General features: G+C 54.1%; 17 protein-coding genes and 1 other RNA gene. 4 read left to right on the plus strand and 14 right to left on the minus strand.

Going from position 1 to position 18774, the window contains the following annotated elements; all coding sequences use genetic code 11:
* Positions 1-119 precede the first annotated feature (119 nt).
* The 14 genes from ACUVOF_RS21300 to rsmI form a co-directional block, all read right to left on the minus strand.
* On the minus strand, positions 120-833 hold the full coding sequence (locus tag ACUVOF_RS21300; protein WP_447046227.1) for a cell division protein FtsQ/DivIB: 714 nt from the start codon (positions 831-833) through the stop codon (positions 120-122).
* 33 nt (positions 834-866) lie between these two features.
* A complete protein-coding gene (locus tag ACUVOF_RS21305) occupies positions 867-1799 on the minus strand; it encodes a D-alanine--D-alanine ligase (RefSeq protein WP_447046228.1) in 933 nt (310 codons plus the stop codon).
* Positions 1796-3244: a UDP-N-acetylmuramate--L-alanine ligase gene (gene murC / locus ACUVOF_RS21310; protein WP_447046245.1), complete on the minus strand. Its 1449-nt coding sequence runs from the start codon at positions 3242-3244 to the stop codon at positions 1796-1798. Before murC ends, ACUVOF_RS21305 begins: the two co-directional genes overlap by 4 nt.
* A 17-nt stretch (positions 3245-3261) precedes the next feature.
* On the minus strand, positions 3262-4359 hold the full coding sequence (murG, locus tag ACUVOF_RS21315; protein WP_447046229.1) for an undecaprenyldiphospho-muramoylpentapeptide beta-N-acetylglucosaminyltransferase: 1098 nt from the start codon (positions 4357-4359) through the stop codon (positions 3262-3264).
* Positions 4360-4392: 33 nt separating this feature from the next.
* Positions 4393-5574, minus strand: coding sequence for a putative lipid II flippase FtsW (gene ftsW / locus ACUVOF_RS21320; protein ID WP_447046230.1), 1182 nt, complete (start codon positions 5572-5574; stop codon positions 4393-4395).
* Positions 5571-6959: a UDP-N-acetylmuramoyl-L-alanine--D-glutamate ligase gene (murD, locus tag ACUVOF_RS21325; RefSeq protein ID WP_447046231.1), complete on the minus strand. Its 1389-nt coding sequence runs from the start codon at positions 6957-6959 to the stop codon at positions 5571-5573. Before murD ends, ftsW begins: the two co-directional genes overlap by 4 nt.
* A 57-nt stretch (positions 6960-7016) precedes the next feature.
* The gene (gene mraY, locus ACUVOF_RS21330) at positions 7017-8099 is read right to left on the minus strand and encodes a phospho-N-acetylmuramoyl-pentapeptide-transferase (protein WP_113268156.1); all 1083 of its coding nucleotides are present in this window, start codon (positions 8097-8099) and stop codon (positions 7017-7019) included.
* Between the two features lie 9 nt (positions 8100-8108).
* Positions 8109-9467: a UDP-N-acetylmuramoyl-tripeptide--D-alanyl-D-alanine ligase gene (locus ACUVOF_RS21335; RefSeq protein WP_447046232.1), complete on the minus strand. Its 1359-nt coding sequence runs from the start codon at positions 9465-9467 to the stop codon at positions 8109-8111.
* Positions 9467-10960 carry a UDP-N-acetylmuramoyl-L-alanyl-D-glutamate--2,6-diaminopimelate ligase gene (locus ACUVOF_RS21340; RefSeq protein WP_447046233.1) on the minus strand — a complete coding sequence of 498 codons (1494 nt, stop codon included), beginning with the start codon at positions 10958-10960 and terminating at the stop codon, positions 9467-9469. The genes ACUVOF_RS21335 and ACUVOF_RS21340 overlap by 1 nt, the downstream gene beginning before the upstream one ends.
* Positions 10961-10977: 17 nt before the next feature.
* The gene (locus tag ACUVOF_RS21345) at positions 10978-12684 is read right to left on the minus strand and encodes a peptidoglycan D,D-transpeptidase FtsI family protein (protein WP_447046234.1); all 1707 of its coding nucleotides are present in this window, start codon (positions 12682-12684) and stop codon (positions 10978-10980) included.
* A complete protein-coding gene (gene ftsL, locus ACUVOF_RS21350; protein WP_447046235.1) occupies positions 12681-13016 on the minus strand; it encodes a cell division protein FtsL in 336 nt (111 codons plus the stop codon). Before ftsL ends, ACUVOF_RS21345 begins: the two co-directional genes overlap by 4 nt.
* 8 nt (positions 13017-13024) lie before the next feature.
* Positions 13025-13981: a 16S rRNA (cytosine(1402)-N(4))-methyltransferase RsmH gene (rsmH, locus tag ACUVOF_RS21355; protein WP_447046236.1), complete on the minus strand. Its 957-nt coding sequence runs from the start codon at positions 13979-13981 to the stop codon at positions 13025-13027.
* A gap of 67 nt (positions 13982-14048) precedes the next feature.
* Positions 14049-14419: RNase P RNA component class A (rnpB, locus tag ACUVOF_RS21360), an RNA gene on the minus strand.
* 32 nt (positions 14420-14451) lie between these two features.
* The gene (gene rsmI, locus ACUVOF_RS21365; protein WP_447046237.1) at positions 14452-15309 is read right to left on the minus strand and encodes a 16S rRNA (cytidine(1402)-2'-O)-methyltransferase; all 858 of its coding nucleotides are present in this window, start codon (positions 15307-15309) and stop codon (positions 14452-14454) included.
* A 133-nt stretch (positions 15310-15442) separates the two neighbouring features.
* Here rsmI and ACUVOF_RS21370 point away from each other — a divergent pair, with 133 nt between their 5' ends.
* The 4 genes from ACUVOF_RS21370 to ACUVOF_RS21385 all read left to right on the plus strand — a co-directional run bounded on the left by ACUVOF_RS21370 (position 15443) and on the right by ACUVOF_RS21385 (position 18591).
* Positions 15443-16948 (plus strand): penicillin-binding protein activator, encoded by a 1506-nt coding sequence (locus ACUVOF_RS21370; protein ID WP_447046238.1) that lies wholly within the window; start codon positions 15443-15445, stop codon positions 16946-16948.
* Entirely contained in the window at positions 16932-17309 is a 378-nt protein-coding gene (locus tag ACUVOF_RS21375) for a YraN family protein (protein WP_447046239.1), read from the plus strand. Before ACUVOF_RS21370 ends, ACUVOF_RS21375 begins: the two co-directional genes overlap by 17 nt.
* Positions 17310-17330: 21 nt before the next feature.
* A complete protein-coding gene (locus ACUVOF_RS21380) occupies positions 17331-17921 on the plus strand; it encodes a phosphoheptose isomerase (protein ID WP_447046240.1) in 591 nt (196 codons plus the stop codon).
* Positions 17922-18018: 97 nt separating this feature from the next.
* Positions 18019-18591, plus strand: a complete 573-nt coding sequence (locus ACUVOF_RS21385) for a BON domain-containing protein (RefSeq protein WP_447046241.1) — start codon at positions 18019-18021, stop codon at positions 18589-18591.
* Positions 18592-18774: the final 183 nt, after the last annotated feature.

The following is an 18774-nucleotide window of genomic DNA, read 5'->3' on the forward strand; positions in this document are numbered from 1 at the left end:
TACGACTACTACAAACCCACAATAATGGGCCGGGAAAGCAATTTAAAGCCCATTATTAGCTTTTTCAACGATGGCAACCACTTACTTTTACACCTTATTTGCTTCAAGTAATAGAAGAGTTACTCAACTTGCACTGCAAATTCACTTTCTCCATGCCAAGCAACAGCGACCCCATTAGGGTAACGCAGGTCAATATAGCGGATTTGCTCGCTAAGGGTATACAACTCGCGTTGCCATGAGGCCGATAAACGTGCCAAGCGTACCTCATGCTGCCGTCGCCCTAACATCACCCAAGCACCTTCATTTAATTGCAGCCGCCACGCTCCGCGTGGTTCTAAACGAAGTTGAGTAAGATCCAGCGATAACTGTTCAAAGTGAAGTTTTAGTCGATGATAATAGTTTAACACTTCTTCGCTGCTACCGTTGGGACCTGCCAAGTCAGGCAAACCAGAGGGGGATGCTAATGGCGCAAATGCGAAAGGCTCGCCTTCAGGATTAAGCAAGAAATCATCATTCCAGCGCGCGACGGGCTGCTGCTCTACTAGTTCAAACACAAGTGCATTAGGCCATTCACGGGAAATACGTACTTCATTCAACCAGCCCACCTGAAGCGCTTGGTCACGCAACTCACCAAGGTCTGCCGAGAGCCAAGTGGCATTGACCACTAATGGCGCTAATTGAGTACGTAGATAATCGGCACTTACGTATTCCCATTCACCACGAATCGACACCCGCTCAATCGGGCGGTCTAACCACAGCCAAAGGGCACGACTGCCTGCTCCCATTAGCAAAGCAAGCAAGAGAATACCCAGCCAAGCATTACGCCTTTTCATAAGGCACCCTTCATAACAAACGCGCCATAGCGATTACTGCCCGCCTGCGGTTTGCAGTATTTTCAACACTAGATCGTCGAAGGATATGCCCGCATGTGCCGCCGACTGGGGCACTAGGCTATGATCGGTCATACCGGGGACTGTATTGACTTCCAACAGCCAAAAGCGTCCATCATTATCGCGCATGACATCAACTCGACCCCACCCTGCCCCACCAATAGCCGCAAATGCCTGCTGGCAGAGTACGGCCAGCTCTGCTTCATGCTCGGAAGATAAGCCACACGGCAAGTGGTACTGAGTGGTGTTAGCTATATATTTGGCTTCGTAGTCATAAAAACCGCCAGGCACTTCAACACGGATCGCAGGCAGCACCTGATCACCAAGCAGCGCGACCGTATACTCATCGCCTACTATAAATCGCTCCGCCATCACAAGCGCATCAAACTGCGCCGCCTCACGATACGCCGCCTCAAGCGCCGCCTGACTTTTCACAATGCTAATACCCAGCGTAGAGCCTTCATGCACGGGTTTCACGATCAGCGGCAAGCCAAGCTGCGCCACCACGGCTGACCAGTCCGCAGCTTCATCCAACATAATACTTTCAGGTGTCGGTAAGCCAACGGCGCTCCATACCTGTTTAGTGCGCTGCTTATCCATTCCTAGCGCCGAAGCAAGCACGCCACTGCCGGTATAAGCAATATTGAGCAGCTCTAGCGCTCCCTGCAGCGTACCGTCTTCGCCGCCTCGTCCATGCAGTGCAACAAAGACCACAGAAGGAGCCAACTGTTCTAAACCGACCAAACCATTGTCTCTAGGATCATAGCCAGAGGCATTGACGCCTTTGCGCTGAAGCGCCTCAAGCACTGCAGCACCGCTTTTAAGCGATACTTCGCGCTCAGCAGACGTCCCGCCGTAAACCACCACGACGTTTTCAAAGGATACGTTTGTTGCTACTTCAGCGCTCACAGTACCACCTCGTTCATCGCTAGCTGTGCCTGTGCCAAGCTAAGAGAAATACCACCTACATCGCCAGCGCCCTGGGTAATTAAAATATCATTGGGATGTAATACATTGGCTAACAGCACAGGTAACTCACTTTTATGTTCGACAAAGAGTGGGTCGACTTCACCGCGCTGACGAATAGATCCCGCCAGGGTTCTACCCTCAGCGCCAGGAATAACCGTTTCACCGGCACTGTATACATCAAGCAGTATTAACGTATCGACTTGAGAAAGCACCCGTACAAAGTCCTCGTATAAATCGCGGGTACGGCTGTAGCGATGAGGCTGATAAAGCATGACTAGACGACGGTCGGGCCATCCCGCACGAATCGCCTGGATAACCATGTCAACTTCACGCGGGTGATGACCGTAGTCATCTACCAGCATAATGTCCCCCCCCCCTTTTGGCGCAGGGAAATGACCATGCACCTGGAAGCGACGACCTACGCCTGCAAAACCCACCAGCCCGCTTAAAATAGCCCTATCGCTAACGCCTGAATCCGTCGCCACGACAATCGCTGCCATTGCATTTAAGGCATTATGGCGACCTGGCATAGCTAAGCGCACCGCGAGAGGTTCAGCGCCACCTGGACGTAACGCAGTAAACGACACCTCACCACCTCGTTGGGTAAAATCAACAATGCGATAATCAGCATCGCTATCAAACCCATAGGTAACAAACTGCCGCTTCACCTGCTCACACAGCACGCGTACGTGGGGATCATCAATACACAGCACCGCGAGACCATAAAACGGTAAATTGTGCAGAAATTCGATAAAGGTACTTTTTAGCCGCTCGAAGTCACCGCCATAGGTCGCCATATGGTCAGCATCAATATTAGTAACAATCGACACCATGGGCTGTAGGTGCAAAAACGAAGCATCGGACTCATCAGCTTCGGCAACAAGATAGTCCCCCTCCCCCAAACGGGCATTAGCGCCGGCACTGGTTAACTTGCCGCCGATAACAAAGGTTGGGTCTAATCCCCCTTCTGCCAGTAGAGTCGCTGTCAAGCTAGTCGTCGTGGTTTTTCCATGAGTACCCGCCACGGCAATGCCATGTCGAAACCGCATCAGCTCAGCAAGCATTTCAGCCCGACGCACGACCGGTACACGATGCTCATGTGCCCAACGTATTTCCGGGTTTTTCTCATCAATGGCGCTAGACACTACCACTACATCGGCGCTTTCAACGTTAGCTTCGGCATGGCCGATCGCCACGCATACACCGCACCGACGCAACCGCTCTACGACGGAAGAGTTTTTCATGTCACTACCGCTGACGGTATACCCCTGGTTTGCCAATACTTCTGCGATTCCACACATCCCCGCGCCACCGATACCGACAAAATGAATACGTCGAATTCGACGCATACCAGGGCCAATGGCAGTAACGCTTGAGGGTGTCATGGTTTTATCTGTATCGGTCACGCAGGGTCTCCTAACGGCATCATCGCCAAACATCCCTCAGCCAAGCGCTCAGTTGCATCTAAATGCGCGGCCTGACGTGCCTTTGCCGCCATCGCAGCCAGGATGTTGGGGACGAGCAATTCATTTAAAAATTCGCTTAAACGCTCTTCGGTTAGCTCAGACTGGATAACACACTTCGCAGCACCCGCCTTCACTAACACTTGCGCATTGACACGTTGATGATCATCGACTGCAAAAGGGAATGGCACCAGCAGTGCTGGCTTAGCCGCCGCCGCTAACTCTGCGACAGTGAGCGCACCGGAGCGACATACTACTAAATCGGCCCATTCGTACGCAGCGGCCATATCGTCAATAAAAGAGATAACCTCGGCGCTCACGCCGTGCTGCTGATAATTTTCAGCTGTAATCTCGTCACGATCTTTGCCCGCCTGATGGCGCACCTGTGGGCGCTGTTCAACAGGCAGTGTGGCAAGTGCAGGTGCTAAACGCTCGTTCAGTGCAACCGCGCCGAGCGAGCCGCCCACCACTAATAGGCGAAGAGGCCGAATAGAGAGCGTTTCGGCATCTCGCGGCGTACTCCCCAAGGCAGCAATATCGTCACGTACTGGATTGCCAATCACCTCGGCCCGTGCCCCAAATGCTTCAGGGAAGGCGGCATAGGTACGCTTGGCCAGTCGGGATAAAACGCGATTAGTGAGCCCTGCAACGGCATTCTGCTCATGAATGACCAAAGGAACGCCTGACAGCCATGCAGCTAAACCGCCGGGGCCACTGGCGAAGCCACCCAAGCCGACCACCAGTTGAGGTCTGAAGTGGCGAATGATGGCGCGCGCCTGCAAGATAGCACGGCTAAGATTTAACGGTGCCTTTAGCCAACCCGCCATTCCATTACCACGCAAACCGCTAATTGCAATGGTATGCAATGGTATGCCCGCTTCAGGCACCAAGTGGTTTTCGATTCCTCTAGGGCTGCCTAGCCACTCGACGTTAACCTGCTGTGCCTGCAATGCTTTGGCGAGCGAAAGCGCAGGGAAAACATGGCCGCCGGTGCCACCTGCCATGATTAGCACTCGCCGCCTAACGTTAGTCGTCACATCAAACTCCTGATAACACTCAGCGGCATAACATTAGGATAAACGCGGCTCATAGCGCGATTTATACGGGGTAGACGCGCGTCGGGGCCGATGACGGGTTTCAGCATCTGTACGCAGCAGCAATCCCACCATGACCCCAGTGACTAGCAAGCTAGAGCCACCGTAGCTCATTAATGGCAAAGTTAACCCTTTCGTTGGTAACAGCCCGGAGCTAACCGCCATATTAATAAACGCCTGTGCGGCCACAACAAAACCAATGCCATAGCTCACGTAAGCGCCGAAAAGGTGTCCTGCTAGTTCAGCTTTGCGCCCTACCCACATAGCGCGTGCAATAAACAAGGTAAATAGCAGCACGACCATTATCGCGCCAATCATACCCAGCTCTTCAGCGATTACCGCAAAGATAAAGTCGGTATGCGCCTCAGGCAGGTAATGCAATTTCTGTACACTGTTGCCCAGGCCAGTGCCCGTCACATGCCCCCGCCCAAAGGCAATCAACGCCTGGGTTAACTGGTAGCCTGTCGCGAACTGGTCCGCCCAGGGATCAAGAAAACTGGTCCACCGTGCTAGTCGATAGGGCTCAATCACCACCATCATTACCGCCCCAGAGCCAAGTAATGCTCCGCTGCCTACCAGTAAAAAAAGCGATGCGCCGCTCATCATCAGCATACCAATGACGCAAACGGTAAACACCACCATGCCACCGAAATCAGGTGCTAAAAACAGCAACCCTGCTGGAACAGCCAGCACTGCCAATGGACGCCACATACTGAACGCACGGCGACGCAGGTCATAGGTGAATCGCGACATAAATGCCGCCATATAAAAAATCAGCCCTATTTTGGCAAATTCAGAGACTTGTAAACTAGGCAAGGGCCCCGGTAACGCTATCCAGCGTTTACTGCCATTAATCTCCTGACCAATAATAAGCACCAATACCAACTGAAAAATAGTGGTGAGCAGTATCAGCGCTGCATTCTGTCGCCAAACTTCAAGCGGCACGCAGAGCATAAAAACACAGGCCAAAATAGCTAGCACAAGAAAGATGCCATGTTGGCGTGAGTAGTGGTAGGTATCTTCCAGCAAGCCGATCGATGCTGAACTTACCATTACCCATCCCAAGCCCGCCAGAGCAATCGCTGCCATTATTAACCATACATCACAAGGAAGGTCACGTGTTGTAAGCTTATTACGCAGACGCTGCAGTCGACTCATAACGCTCCCCCAGCAGTAGACTGGGCCTTATCTTGCACCCAGCGGCGAAAAACCTCGCCGCGCTCTTGGTAATTGGCAAACTGGTCCAGGCTCGCACAGGCGGGTGACAGCAGCACACAGTCTCCCGGCTGGGCTAGCTCAGAAGCTACTTGCATGGCCTGGGTTAGATCTTCCACTTGCTGAGTTATTACTTGCCCATGCAGCGCCGCGGCTATTCGCGGAGCATCAAGTCCGAACAACAGCACATGACGCGCGCACGCTGTTAAAGGCTTTGCCAACGGCGCAAAGTCTGCCCCCTTGCCAATCCCGCCTGCCAATAAAATTAAGCGTCCCTTCAACGTAGCGCCAATGCCGTTAATCGCCGCCAGCGTGGCCCCAACATTGGTGCCTTTGGTGTCGTTAACCCAGGTGACGCCGTTAATTTCTGCAATCACTTCGCTGCGGTGTACCAAGCCTTTAAATTCCCGCAGCGCGTTGCACATGGGCTCAGCCACAAAGCCCAGCATCTGCCCCATGGCCAGTGCGGCCAAAGCATTGAGATAGTTGTGCTGGCCGGCCATTTTTAACTCATCAATAGCCAACCAAGGGGTGGAGCCTTGCATTAACGTCAATTTACTCTGGTAATACGCCAGCCCCCACTCGCTCCCCTTTGGGGCTGCTTGAGTAAAGTAAGTCACTTGGTCAACGGGATATGCAGGCCACGTGTTAGAATCATCTGCATTCACCACAGCTTGCTCGGCACCAATAAAAATACGTTGTTTGGCGGCACGATAACCGTGCATATCGCCATGACGATCAAGGTGATCTTCCGACAAGTTCAGAAAGGCAGCACAACGGGCATTCAGGTGGGGCGTCATTTCAAGCTGGAAGCTCGATAGCTCAAGAATATAGAGTGCGGCATCCGGGTGGCTGGCCAGCAGGTCCAGCGCAGGGGTGCCCAGATTACCGCCAACGGCCGCATTCACGCCGGCCGCCGCCGCCATTTCACCGAGCAGCGTGGTCACAGTCGACTTCGCATTAGAACCAGTGATAGCGGCTATCGGCGTGTTTGTGGCACGTACAAACAACGCTATTTCGCCCACTACCCTGGGTTCTCCTGTGTGAGGATTAAGCTGATCCGCCAACGCCGCTAAACCCGGCATTCGCGGGTCAAGTCCAGGGCTAATCACCACCTCTTCTACATCGCTCAGATCAAGCGATGTAAGCGAACCGCAGTGGATCGCAATGCCAGGATGAGCCGATCGGAAGTCGTCTAATCCCGGTGGTTCAGTACGCGTGTCCGCCACCATGTAAGGGACATTCAATCGACTTAAATGCCGACAAATAGCACGGCCAGACACGCCCAACCCAACGACCAGCGTCAATCCTTTAGCTACTCGAACCATCACACGCTCCCTCTCGCATCATGCCAATGATCACTAGGCGAAGTCTTGGCCATATGATTAACGAACTTTGAGCGTTGCGAGACCGAGCAGTACCAGCACCACGGTAATAATCCAAAAACGTACGATCACTCGTGGTTCTGGCCAGCCTTTTAATTCATAGTGGTGGTGCAACGGTGCCATACGGAAAATGCGTCGCCCGGTGAGCTTATAGGAACCCACCTGAAGGATGACCGACACGGTCTCCATGACAAAAATACCGCCCATGATAAACAGCACGATTTCCTGGCGTACGATTACCGCCACTACGCCCAGCGCAGCGCCTAGCGCCAAGGCACCTACATCGCCCATAAAGACCTGAGCGGGATAGGTGTTAAACCATAAAAAACCAAGACCCGCACCGGCAATTGTGGCGCAGAACACTGCCAATTCACCGGTTCCGGCAATAAACGGAATATGCAGATACGCGGCGAAAACGGTATTACCACTCGCGTAAGCAAAGACCGACAGGCCCATGGCCACGAGCACTGTGGGCATAATGGCCAAACCATCTAACCCATCGGTTAGATTAACCGCATTGGAGCTACCTACAATGACAAAGTAAGTAAGCACGATATAGAAGACACCCAGCGGCAGTGCCACCTCTTTGAACAGCGGCACCAACAAACTGGTTTCAACCGGCGTTGAGGCCGTTAGATAGAGCAGTACAGCTGCCCCCAGACCCACTACCGATTGCCAGAAATACTTCCAGCGGGCAGGCAAACCGCGGGGATTTTTCTCCACCACCTTTCGATAATCATCGACCCAACCGATGGCGCCAAAACCGAGTGTGACACCCAACACCACCCAGATATAAAGATTGGTTAAGTCCCCCCATAACAAGGTACTCATGGCGATGGCCAACAAAATCATCGCCCCGCCCATGGTCGGAGTGCCAGCCTTGGAAAGATGAGACTGAGGTCCATCGTCACGCACGGATTGGCCGATTTGTCCCTCGACCAGACGTCGAATCATCCATGGCCCTAACCACAAACAAAGCATTAACGAAGTAAGGGCACCTAAAATCACGCGCAGCGTTAAATAGTTAACTACCTGAAAATCAGACTGGTACTGCGACAGAAAATTCGCCAAGTGGAGTAACATGAACGGCGTTTACCTTATTTCATCCGAACGCAGTGCATTAACGACATGTTCCATGCCCGCACTGCGCGATCCTTTCACCAGCAAGGTGGTGTCCGGCGGCAAAGTATTAGTGACATGACGCGTTAGCGCCTCGTGATCGTTAAAATGCAGCCCACGACCAAAGGCCTCGCTAGCAGCGCGTGCAGCATCGCCCAGCGTCAGTAGCTCATCGATACCCAGTTCAGCAGCATAACGACCGATATCCGCGTGTAGCGCAATCGATGCTTCCCCCAGCTCGCCCATCGCGCCTAGCGCGCACCAGCGTGGTGGAGGAAAACTGGCCAAGGTATCCAGCGCCGCCTTAACCGCCCCTGGGTTCGCATTGTAAGTGTCATCCAATACGATGGCGTTACGCAAACCAGGCACCACAGCCAACCTTCCTGCCAGCGTTTGCAACGACTGCAAGTGTGTAATGATTTCTTCTGCTGGCACGCCCAGTGTTAACGCCGCCGCAGCGGCGGCCAGCGCATTACTGACATTGTGCTTACCTAGTAGCGGCAAACGCAACTGGCCCAATGCACGGCCATGCTGTAATAGCGTGAAAGCATACCGCCCTTGCGGATCACAGGAAAGCGCTGAGGCACTCACATCCGCCTGGGGGTGAAAACCAAAGCTCACGACCCGCCGTGGAGCTGCGCGAGCAGCCCAAAACGGGTAATAGTGGTCATCTCTATTCAGAACGGCCGTACCCTGTTCACCCAGCCCGGCCAGCAGTTCACTTTTCGCCTGGGCGATCTGGCCCATGCCACCAAACTCGCCCACATGAGCACCGGTTACGTTGGTGATAATGGCGATATCAGGCTGGGCCAACGGCGCCGTCCAGGCAATCTCACCTAAATGGTTAGCGCCCAGTTCGATGACAGCGGTTTGATGATGTGGTCGCAATCGCAATAAGGTCAGCGGCGCGCCAAAGTCGTTATTCAGGTTACCTTGAGTGGCCAATACATCGCCCAAAGGCGCTAGCAATGCGGCACACATCTCTTTAACCGTCGTCTTGCCGCTATTGCCGGTGACCGCTACCAGCGGGCCTTGCCATGTGCGGCGGTGCGCGCCAGCAAGCAGTCCTAAGGCCAAGCGTGTATCGGGGCATACTAATTGGGGCAGGTCATTAGCAACGGGGGCGTCAACCAAGGCCGCCACTGCGCCGAGCTCATTTGCGCGCGCAACAAAATTATGACCATCAAAGTTGGGGCCTTTAAGGGCAACAAACAGGCAGCCAGGCTCAATCTTGCGGCTATCGGTCACGACTGAACTGACTACCAGCTGCCCCTTCTCAGCAGGCGCATCAATGCCCAGCACTGAGGCGAGCTGACCGAGTGTCCAATGCATTATTGGGCACTCCGCAGGGCAAAGGCACGCTGGATCTCTTCGCTATCGGCATAGGAGTAGCGTACCCCCTGTATTTCCTGATAGTTTTCATGGCCTTTCCCAGCGATCAAAACCACATCTTGCGCAGACGCCTTTTGAATAACCGTTTCCAGGGCCTCGCGACGATCACCGATTTCCATAGGCTCCACCGTCGTTGAGAAACCTGCCAAAATCTGCTGGCGAATTTGCTCAGCGGACTCGTGTCGAGGATTGTCGTCAGTGACCACGATATAATCCGCCAACTGTTCAGCAGCATTGGCCATTTCGGCTCGTTTGCCCGTATCGCGCTCACCACCACAACCAAATACGCACCACAGCTTACCTGCATCACCTAAGTGGGCGCGCAGCGCTTGGAGTGCGCTATGAAGAGCATCCGGCGTATGCGCATAGTCCACAACAACGCTGGGCGTATTGGCATCACCATGGCGCTCCATCCGGCCCGGCACTGGCGCAAGGGAGGAGGCTGCGGCAAAGAGCGCATCAAGCGGCTTGCCTAACCCATACAGCACGGCTAAAGCCAGCAGTACGTTATCTAAATTAAAGCGTCCCATTAGATTTAGACTGAGCATTTTCTCGCCTTCAGGGGTCGCAATCATTGCCTGTTGTCCCTGCTCAAAGGCTTGCCAATCGAGCACCCGCAACGTCATGGCTTCGTCTTGGCCAGTGGCCAGCACGCGAACATTGCTCGTGCACCCTGCGAGCATTAAGCGCGCGAGGGGATCATCGCCATTCACTACGGCCAGGGTTAGCTCAGTGCGGCGAAACAGTTTTGCTTTCGATGCAGCATACGCAGCCATACTGCCGTGGTAATCCAAATGATCACGGGTCAGGTTGGTAAATACACCCACATTTACGTTGACCGCGTCCAAACGGTGCTGGTCCAGGGCATGGGAAGAGGCCTCAAGGGCAACACATCGTACGCCCTGCTGTGCCAACTTCCCCAATGCCGCTTGAAGCGCCAAGGGCCCTGGCGTAGTCAAGCCACTGTCACTCAACGCGCCAGGGCGACCTACCCCTAGCGTGCCAATAAGCCCTGTCGGCACTCCCAACGCTTCACTCAAAGCCGCAATGTAGTGAGTGACCGAGCTTTTGCCATTGGTACCGGTCACCGCAATGACTGACAGATCAGACGGCACTTTAAACAGTGCACGCCCTAACTCCCCCAAGCGCACTGACAGGTGCGGCAGTTGCAGCACACGTCCTTCAAGCCGCACATCACTACCGGTCCCCTGCGCCAAAACAAGCGAAGCACCAGCATCAAGCGCTTGCTCAATGAAATCGCGCCCGTCACGCTGGCTACCTGGCACTGCTACAAAAATGTCTCCTTTAATGAGCTTATGGGAATTCATTTCAATGCGTACCTGGTCCGGCAGCTTAGGCAGCTCATCGGGTAGCGGTGAATGGGGCCAGACTTGGGCGAGCGCCATTAACACATCGCCAGGACTCAGCGTCATGCAATCTCCTTTAATAGTTACTCTGCCTCGTGATCCGGCGGAACGTCCAACAAGCGTAAAGCATTCCCCGTCACACTAGAGAAAACCGGTGCCGCGACAGCGCCGCCATAAAACTCACCCGCCTTAGGGTGATCGATCATTACCACCGTGACGATACGCGGATCAGAAATGGGCGCGATGCCTGCAAACACACTGCGGTAGGCATCGGTGGTATAGCCTTGCTGGCCTGTTTTACGCACCGTGCCCGTCTTTCCACCCACGCGATAGCCTTCTACTCGGGCCCGACGCCCGCCGGTATAGGCCGCTACCGAGGTTTCTAAAATATTGAGCAGATCATTAGCCACAGTAGGCGATATCGCAGGAATGCCTTGAGGAGGCTCAGAAAGGCGAAGTAGAGAAGGGGGTAAACGCACCCCCTCATTGGCTAATGCCGTGTAAGCACTCGCCAGTTGAACCGCTGACACTGACAATCCGTAGCCATAAGAAAGCGCAGCCCGCTCGCTGCGTGACCAGCGCACCGGTGCCGGTAAGCTACCCGTTGACTCGCCAGGAAAGCCGGTACCCGGCGCCTGTCCTAATCCTAACTGGTTATACTTTTCCCAAATCGCCGTCTCGCTTAGTTGCAGCGCCAAACGCGACATACCGATATTCGACGACTTCTCTAAAATACCCGCTAGATCCAGTTCGCCGTAATTTCGGAAATCGCGGATCGTGAACTGATCTAGTCGCATCCAACCGGGCGATGTATCGACAATTACGTCCCGGTCAACAACGCCGCTCTCCAAAATAGCCGCCATGGCTAACGGCTTCATTACCGAGCCCGGCTCAAACACATCTACCAGCGCTTGATTGCGTAGCCCGCGTGGATCCAGGCCTGCTCGATTATTGGGGTTATAGGAAGGCAAGTTAGCCATCGCTAGCACCTCTCCCGTGCGAGCATCCATCATCACCAGTACGCCGCCGTCAGCTTCATTTTCTGCGACCGCAGCGCGCAGTTCGCGGTATGCCATATACTGAATGCGCTGATCAATTGCCAGTGTTAGCTCGCCCCCTGGTTGGGCTTCGTTAATGACGCCAAGCTCACGCACCAAGCGACCACGGCGATCTTTAATAACGCGCCGCTGGCCTGGGTGACCTGCTAAATAGGGCTGGTAGGAGAGCTCTAAACCTTCTTGGCCGATATCATCAACGTTGGTGACCCCTAATAATTGCGCGGCCACTTCACCGGCGGGATAGTAGCGCTTATATTCGCGCTGCTGATAAACGCCGGGCGTGCGCAAATCGAGAATCTGTTGGGCAGCTGCTGGGGTCATCTGACGGCGCAGGTACATAAACTCATGCTCGCTAAAGCGTGCTACCCGCGCCTCAAAATCGTTCAGCGTCATCCCTAGCGCTTGAGCTAACATAACGCGCTGGATAGCATCCTGAGGCAGCTCTTGCGGATTGGCCCAGAGGGTGACCACTGGTGTGGAAATCGCCAGTGGTTCACCATTGCGGTCCGTGATCATGCCTCGGTGAGCCGGGATTGCTTCATGGCGAAGGGTACGCGCATCCCCCTGACTTTGTAGAAAGGGGCGATCAATGACTTGTAGAAGCGTAATGCGGCCAATCAAGATAATGGAGGCCAAACCGATCGCGAATAAAATAAACACGAAACGCCCGCCGCCAAGAGGCGGCGCAATCGGCGCCTGACGCGAGGTACCTCCTCGACGCTCGCTTCTCATGGCTGAATTACCTCAACATCGTGCACATCGGGGATACGCATGCCCAGGCGCTCAGTGGCAATTTTCTCGACACGGGCAGGCGTTGACCATGCGCCCTCTTCAAGCAGCAGTTGCCCCCATTCCGTTTGCAGCTGATTCTCCTCTTGCTCTAGCTGTTGCAACTGAGCAAATTGAACCCTCGTCATATGCGTCGTGACGACCACACCTAGACCAGAGGCCATGCAAAGTAAAAAAAGCAGCGTAATAACCAAAGGCCAGGCACGCAGGCGCAACTTGAAAGGCCATTCGGCGCGTAACGTGGTTGCCCACTGCTCAATCCGATCCATGCTCATGATTTCATTTACATCCGTTTGCGTGCAGCCCGCATGACGGCGCTTCGTGCACGAGGATTCGCATCCACTTCTTCGTCGCTTGGCCGCATCCCCTTGCCTAACGCCTCAAGACGCCGATTCAATTGATCGTCACGAATGGGCACGCCGCGGGGAAGATCAGTATCACCACGGACATGATGACGAATAAAGCGCTTCACCCGGCGATCTTCCAATGAATGAAAACTGATCACCACCAGGCGACCACCGGGAGCCAACGCCTCAAGCGCAGCTTCGAGTGCACTATCTAACTGTTCAAGTTCGCTATTGACGAAGATGCGTAGCCCCTGGAACGCTTTGGTTGCCGGGTGACGGACCTTTTCCCACGCCGGGTGGGCAACTTTCAGCACCTCGGCTAAATCCACCGTATGGGTAAATGGCTTCTCAACTCGGCGATTCACTACCGCCCGAGCTAAACGCTTGGCATAACGTTCTTCACCGTAGGTTTTAAACACATAGGCGATATCCGCTTCACTGGCCCGGGCCAGGAAATCAGCCACACTTTGCCCCTGAGTAGGATCCATGCGCATATCCAGCGGGCCATCACGCATAAAGCTGAAGCCACGTTCGGGATCATCAAGCTGAGGGGAGGAAACGCCGACATCCAGCAGCACGCCGGAGAGCTTTCCGTATACACCTTGCTCACGGGCAAACTCGCCAAGCTGGGCAAATTCACGCTGGGTGATTTGAAAACGTGGATCGTTAATTTCAGCGGCGGCGGCAATCGCTTGCGGATCGCGATCCATGGCGAGTAGCTGGCCCTGCTCACTAAGACGGTCAAGAATTACCCGTGAGTGGCCCCCTCTCCCAAAAGTACCATCTAAATAAATACCCTGATCATCGTGAACCAAGGCATCAACGGCACCCTCCAGTAGTACGCTGGTATGGTGAAAGCGGGAAGCAACCTGTTCAGCGTCAGGAGAAGGCATTTTTTTCTCACACAAGATGTTAGAGATAAAGTAATGAAGGGCGTGCAGGCACGCCCTAATATGGATATGGGGGAGTCGGCCGATAAGCCGGGTTCTGTCGTGGACAGCCATTCCTCTAGGCGCTGCGTTACCACAGCGCTCAAGCAACCTACCCGGACCCAGCGCGGGCCACGCCATTGGGTCCCTATTTGGTCTTGCTCCGAGTGGGGTTTACCATGCCACGCACTGTTACCAGGCGCGCGGTGCGCTCTTACCGCACCCTTTCACCCTTACCGGCCCCTGAGGTTTATTTCAGGGGCTTAGGCGGTCTACTCTCTGCTGCACTTTCCGTCGGCTCACACCGCCCAGGCGTTACCTGGCACTCTGCCCTATGGAGCCCGGACTTTCCTCCCCCAACGCCTTTTGAGGGGCATTAGCGGCGACTGTCTGGCCAACTCCGGCGGCAAGCATACCAGCGCCCTCGACTTGCCTCAATGCTCGCCTTTAATTGCTTGCAAACGAGCGTACCAAGCTTGCTTGCGTCCACCGAGCATTCGCGCTGCAATTGCAGCACCCTGCTTAACGCCCACGCCCTCTGCCAACAGCGCCTCTAACAAAGCCTCCGCTGATATATCCTGGTGTTCAGCCTGCTCAACCGGTGGGGCTCCGGCAACAATCACCACGAATTCGCCGCGCGCTTGATTAGGGTCAGCGGTTAACTGTTCAAGTAACGATGCAGGCGTGCCATGCAGAAATGTTTCAAACGTTTTGGTTAGCTCTCGCGCCAACACCACATCGCGACCGGCCATTTGCTCCTGCAACGCCTCAAGAGTGTGCACGATACGGTGAGGCGATTCGTAAAACACCAGCGTCTCTTCACGTGTTTTCCAACCATCTAGCGCTTGGCGTCGAGCGCCCGGCTTAGCGGGCAAAAAGCCAGCAAATACAAACCGATCGGTGGGCAACCCTGCGCCCGATAGCGCAGTGATCAGCGCACAGGGACCAGGAATAGGCACGATATGACGATTGCGCGCCCTCAATTCGCGCACCAGCACAAATCCAGGATCGCTAATCAACGGTGTTCCTGCGTCGCTAATCAAGGCAATATCTTCGCCTGCGGCGAGATAGCTGTCCAAGGTATCCACACGGCGCGCTTCATTGTGCTCGTGTAAAGAGAGCATGGGCTTATTTAGCCCTAAATGTGCCAACAGACGGCCGCTATGACGGGTATCTTCAGCAGCAATCCGTGTTACTTGCCCTAAGACCCGAGCAGCACGTGCGGTTAAGTCATCCAAATTCCCAATTGGCGTGGCAACCACGTACAATGTGCCCGGATTATGGTCTGTCATTGTTGACTCTCGATTCGTTGATGACTTTTGGTTCGTTGATGGCCTGCTCTGCCGGTGCGCTATGCTTGCACAGAAGCCTCAGCAATCACTGACAAGCAGCAACAACGCAAATGGAAACTTTAAGGAAGGATACATGAAACAGTCATTACGTGGCTTACTCGCCACTACCCTCATGGCATTTCTCGTTGTTGGCTGTGCAATGCAACCGCCCAGCGTAGTGGATCGCTTGCCTGCTGAGGACCCCGGGCAACTGCTTAGCCAAGCAGAGCAGCAAGCACCAGAGCAAGCCGCTAAAACGCGCCTGGAAGCGGCCAATATTCTAGCCCGGCAAGGTGAGCGCGATAGAGCCTTCGAAACCGTCGATGAAATTGAGGAGAGCTTGCTATCAGAATCGGACCGTGTGCGCTGGGCCTTACTGCTCTCTGAACTTGCCCGCGCCTTGAATGAACCGCGTGCAGTGCTACGTGCCACTCAGGTGCTTGACGACGAGCTACCAATGCAGGCTAATCAGCAAAAAACGTTGGCAGAACGCCAGCGCTGGGCCCGCGAAGCGCTTGATCAGCCTAGCGCTGTTAGCATTGCGCTACCCGAACTTGAAGGTCAGGCAGTACGTCGTATCGTCGTTGCCTTACCAGAATCTGGCCCACTAAGCAGTGTAGCCAACACCATCGCTACCGCCATGCGTCAGCACCACGAAGTCAAAGGTGGCAATGTCGAGTTAAGCTTCCTGGACGCTTCGCGCTACACATTAGATGAGCTCTATGATCGCGCTCAGCAAATGAACTCTCAATTAATTATTGGCCCACTCGATAAGGACCAAGTCACCCAACTTGAGCAGCGCGACAGCGTGCCGCTCCCGACACTGGCACTAAACTATGGTAGCGGCGACAGCAACCAAGCACAGCGCCTGTTTCAGTACGGCCTTTCAGCTGAAGACGAGGCGCGCCAAGCTGCTCGCCGTGCCTGGCAGGATGGTCATCGCCAGATGTCCTTGATGGTCCCGGATAACGATTGGGGCCGACGTGTAGGCGAAGCCTTCTGGAATGAGTGGCAGAGCCAAGGCGGTGAAATCACCAACGCCGTACGCTACAACCCGGATAGCTCTGTTTCTAACGCCGTCCAGACCGCCCTCAACGTTAGTGGTGAGCGCGCACGCCTAAGCAATATTGATGCTCTTTTCCTGCTAGCCTTGCCGGAATATGCGCGCCAAGTACCGCCTACTATGGACTATTACTACGCCCCCAACCTGCCTATCTACGCCACGTCACATTTGCATGAAGGACGTCTGCAAACTCGCCTTGATCAAGATTTAAACGACGTCGTATTTATGGATATTCCTTGGCAGATTCCCGATGCGGCTGTTGGTGGCGAAGAAGCCCTACCCTTTGCATCAACCTACCAGACCTTACGCGACGAGTCCGACGCTTCTATGTTTCGACTAATGGCAATGGGCGTAGACGCCTACGAACTAGCCATTCGCTTTTCCAACCTTGGCGCAATGAACGGCCTTAAGGGCAGTACCGGAACGCTTTACTTAAGCGATGATGGGCGCATTCACCGCGAGCTGCCCTGGGCAAAATTCCAGAACGGCGTTCCGTCACCTATTTTAATCCCCAATCTGAATGACAGTGACGAATAACGCCCACACCGCCCGGGCACGTGGCGCTGCCATTGAGCAAATTGCCGCTCAATGGTTAGGCCAACAAGGGCTCACCCTTATTACACAAAACCATTACGTGAAAGGGGGTGAGCTTGACTTGGTAATGCGAGATGGCGATATTCTCGTCTTTATCGAGGTCAAACATCGCACCACAACGCGCTATGGCCATCCACTGGAAACCGTCACTTACCAGAAGCAGCAACGCTTGGTGCGCGCAGCAAGACTCTATATCGCCCGCAACGGACTTTCATCGCCTTGCCGCTTTGATATCCTGGCGATTACTGGCAAGCTGCCCAATCTCGAATTTAACTGGGCGAAAGCTGCTTTTGATGCCTTTTGATTCTATAACCGGGAAGCCCTGATGGACTTTCAAGCTCGTATACTCGGCCACTTTAACGCCAGCATCGATACCAAAACTTATGCCAGCGAAGTACTTCCGCCTTTTATTGAAGTAGCAAGCCAAATGATGGTGCAGTGCCTTGTTAGCGAAGGAAAAATTCTTACCTGTGGTAACGGTGGTAGTGCTGGGGATAGCCAACACTTCTCTTCTGAGCTACTCAATCGCTTCGAACGTGAGCGGCCAAGCCTGCCTGCATTGGCGCTCACTACCGATACCTCTACGCTTACCTCAATTGCTAACGACTATAGCTATAATGAGGTATTCTCAAAACAAATCCGCGCCTTGGGGCAGCCGGGAGATGTATTACTGGCTATTTCCACCAGCGGCAATTCGGGCAATATTGTGCAAGCCATTCAAGCCGCGCATGATCGTGACATGACCGTGGTCGCCCTAACCGGCCGCGACGGTGGCGATATGGCATCACTCCTAGGCCAGGATGACTGCGAGATCCGCGTCCCCGCCACCTCAACAGCGCGCATTCAGGAAGTTCACTTGCTGGTGATTCACTGCTTATGCGATCTTATTGACGAACAACTGTTTGGCAGCGTTTAAAAGTCCTACAACGCTTCTTTGCGCTATCACGCACACTATCTTTACCTGAACGCTTTTCACTTAATTATTTAACTGCCAGCACCAAGGAGTCACAACGATGACCCAACGTCTTTCCTCTCGCGGTTTCATGGCCGTTGCGCTTTGCGCGGTACTATTTATCACTGGCTGCGCCAACAACTCAGCCTCCAATCAGTCAAACTATGCCCAACGTAGTGACGACGTTGAAGCCATTGACGCCACCATTGAGCGTGAAGTTGATGACGCACTTGAGCGTGCCGATGCGCGACTGGGTGATGCCCGTATTCGTGCCCATGCGTTTGACGGTGTTGTACTACTGGTAGGTCAAGTCCCCAGTGAAGAGCTACGCACCATGGCAGGAGAAGTCACCGAAAGCTTGCGTGGAGTCAATGAAGTTCATAACGAACTCACTATTGCCGCCCGCCTACCGGCCAGTCAGCGCTTAGCTGACACCTGGCTAACCACTAACGTCATTAGCCACTTGGCCACCAATGACCGCATTGACTCCTCCAAGATCAAAGTCACCACCGAAAACGCCAGCGTATATTTAATGGGCCGCGTTACCCGGGAAGAGGCTGACAGGATCGTTAACGCAGCCTCCGCCGTGGGCGGCGTACAACGGATCGTCAAAGTATTTGACTACCTTGATTAAGCAACCGCCCATCATGTTCCAGCGGCAATAAAAAAAGCCTCGCTTAATAAGCGAGGCTCAGACTGCTGACGAACCCCACTTTTTGTGGGGTTTTGTCGTTTAAGAGGCTCCTTTCTGAAGCGATCACTAGTGAGCGCGGTTTTTTAGTCATCGCGCATTGAGGTGTTGCTCCAACAGGCATGG

The sequence above is a fragment of the Vreelandella sp. H-I2 genome (assembly GCF_052959335.1).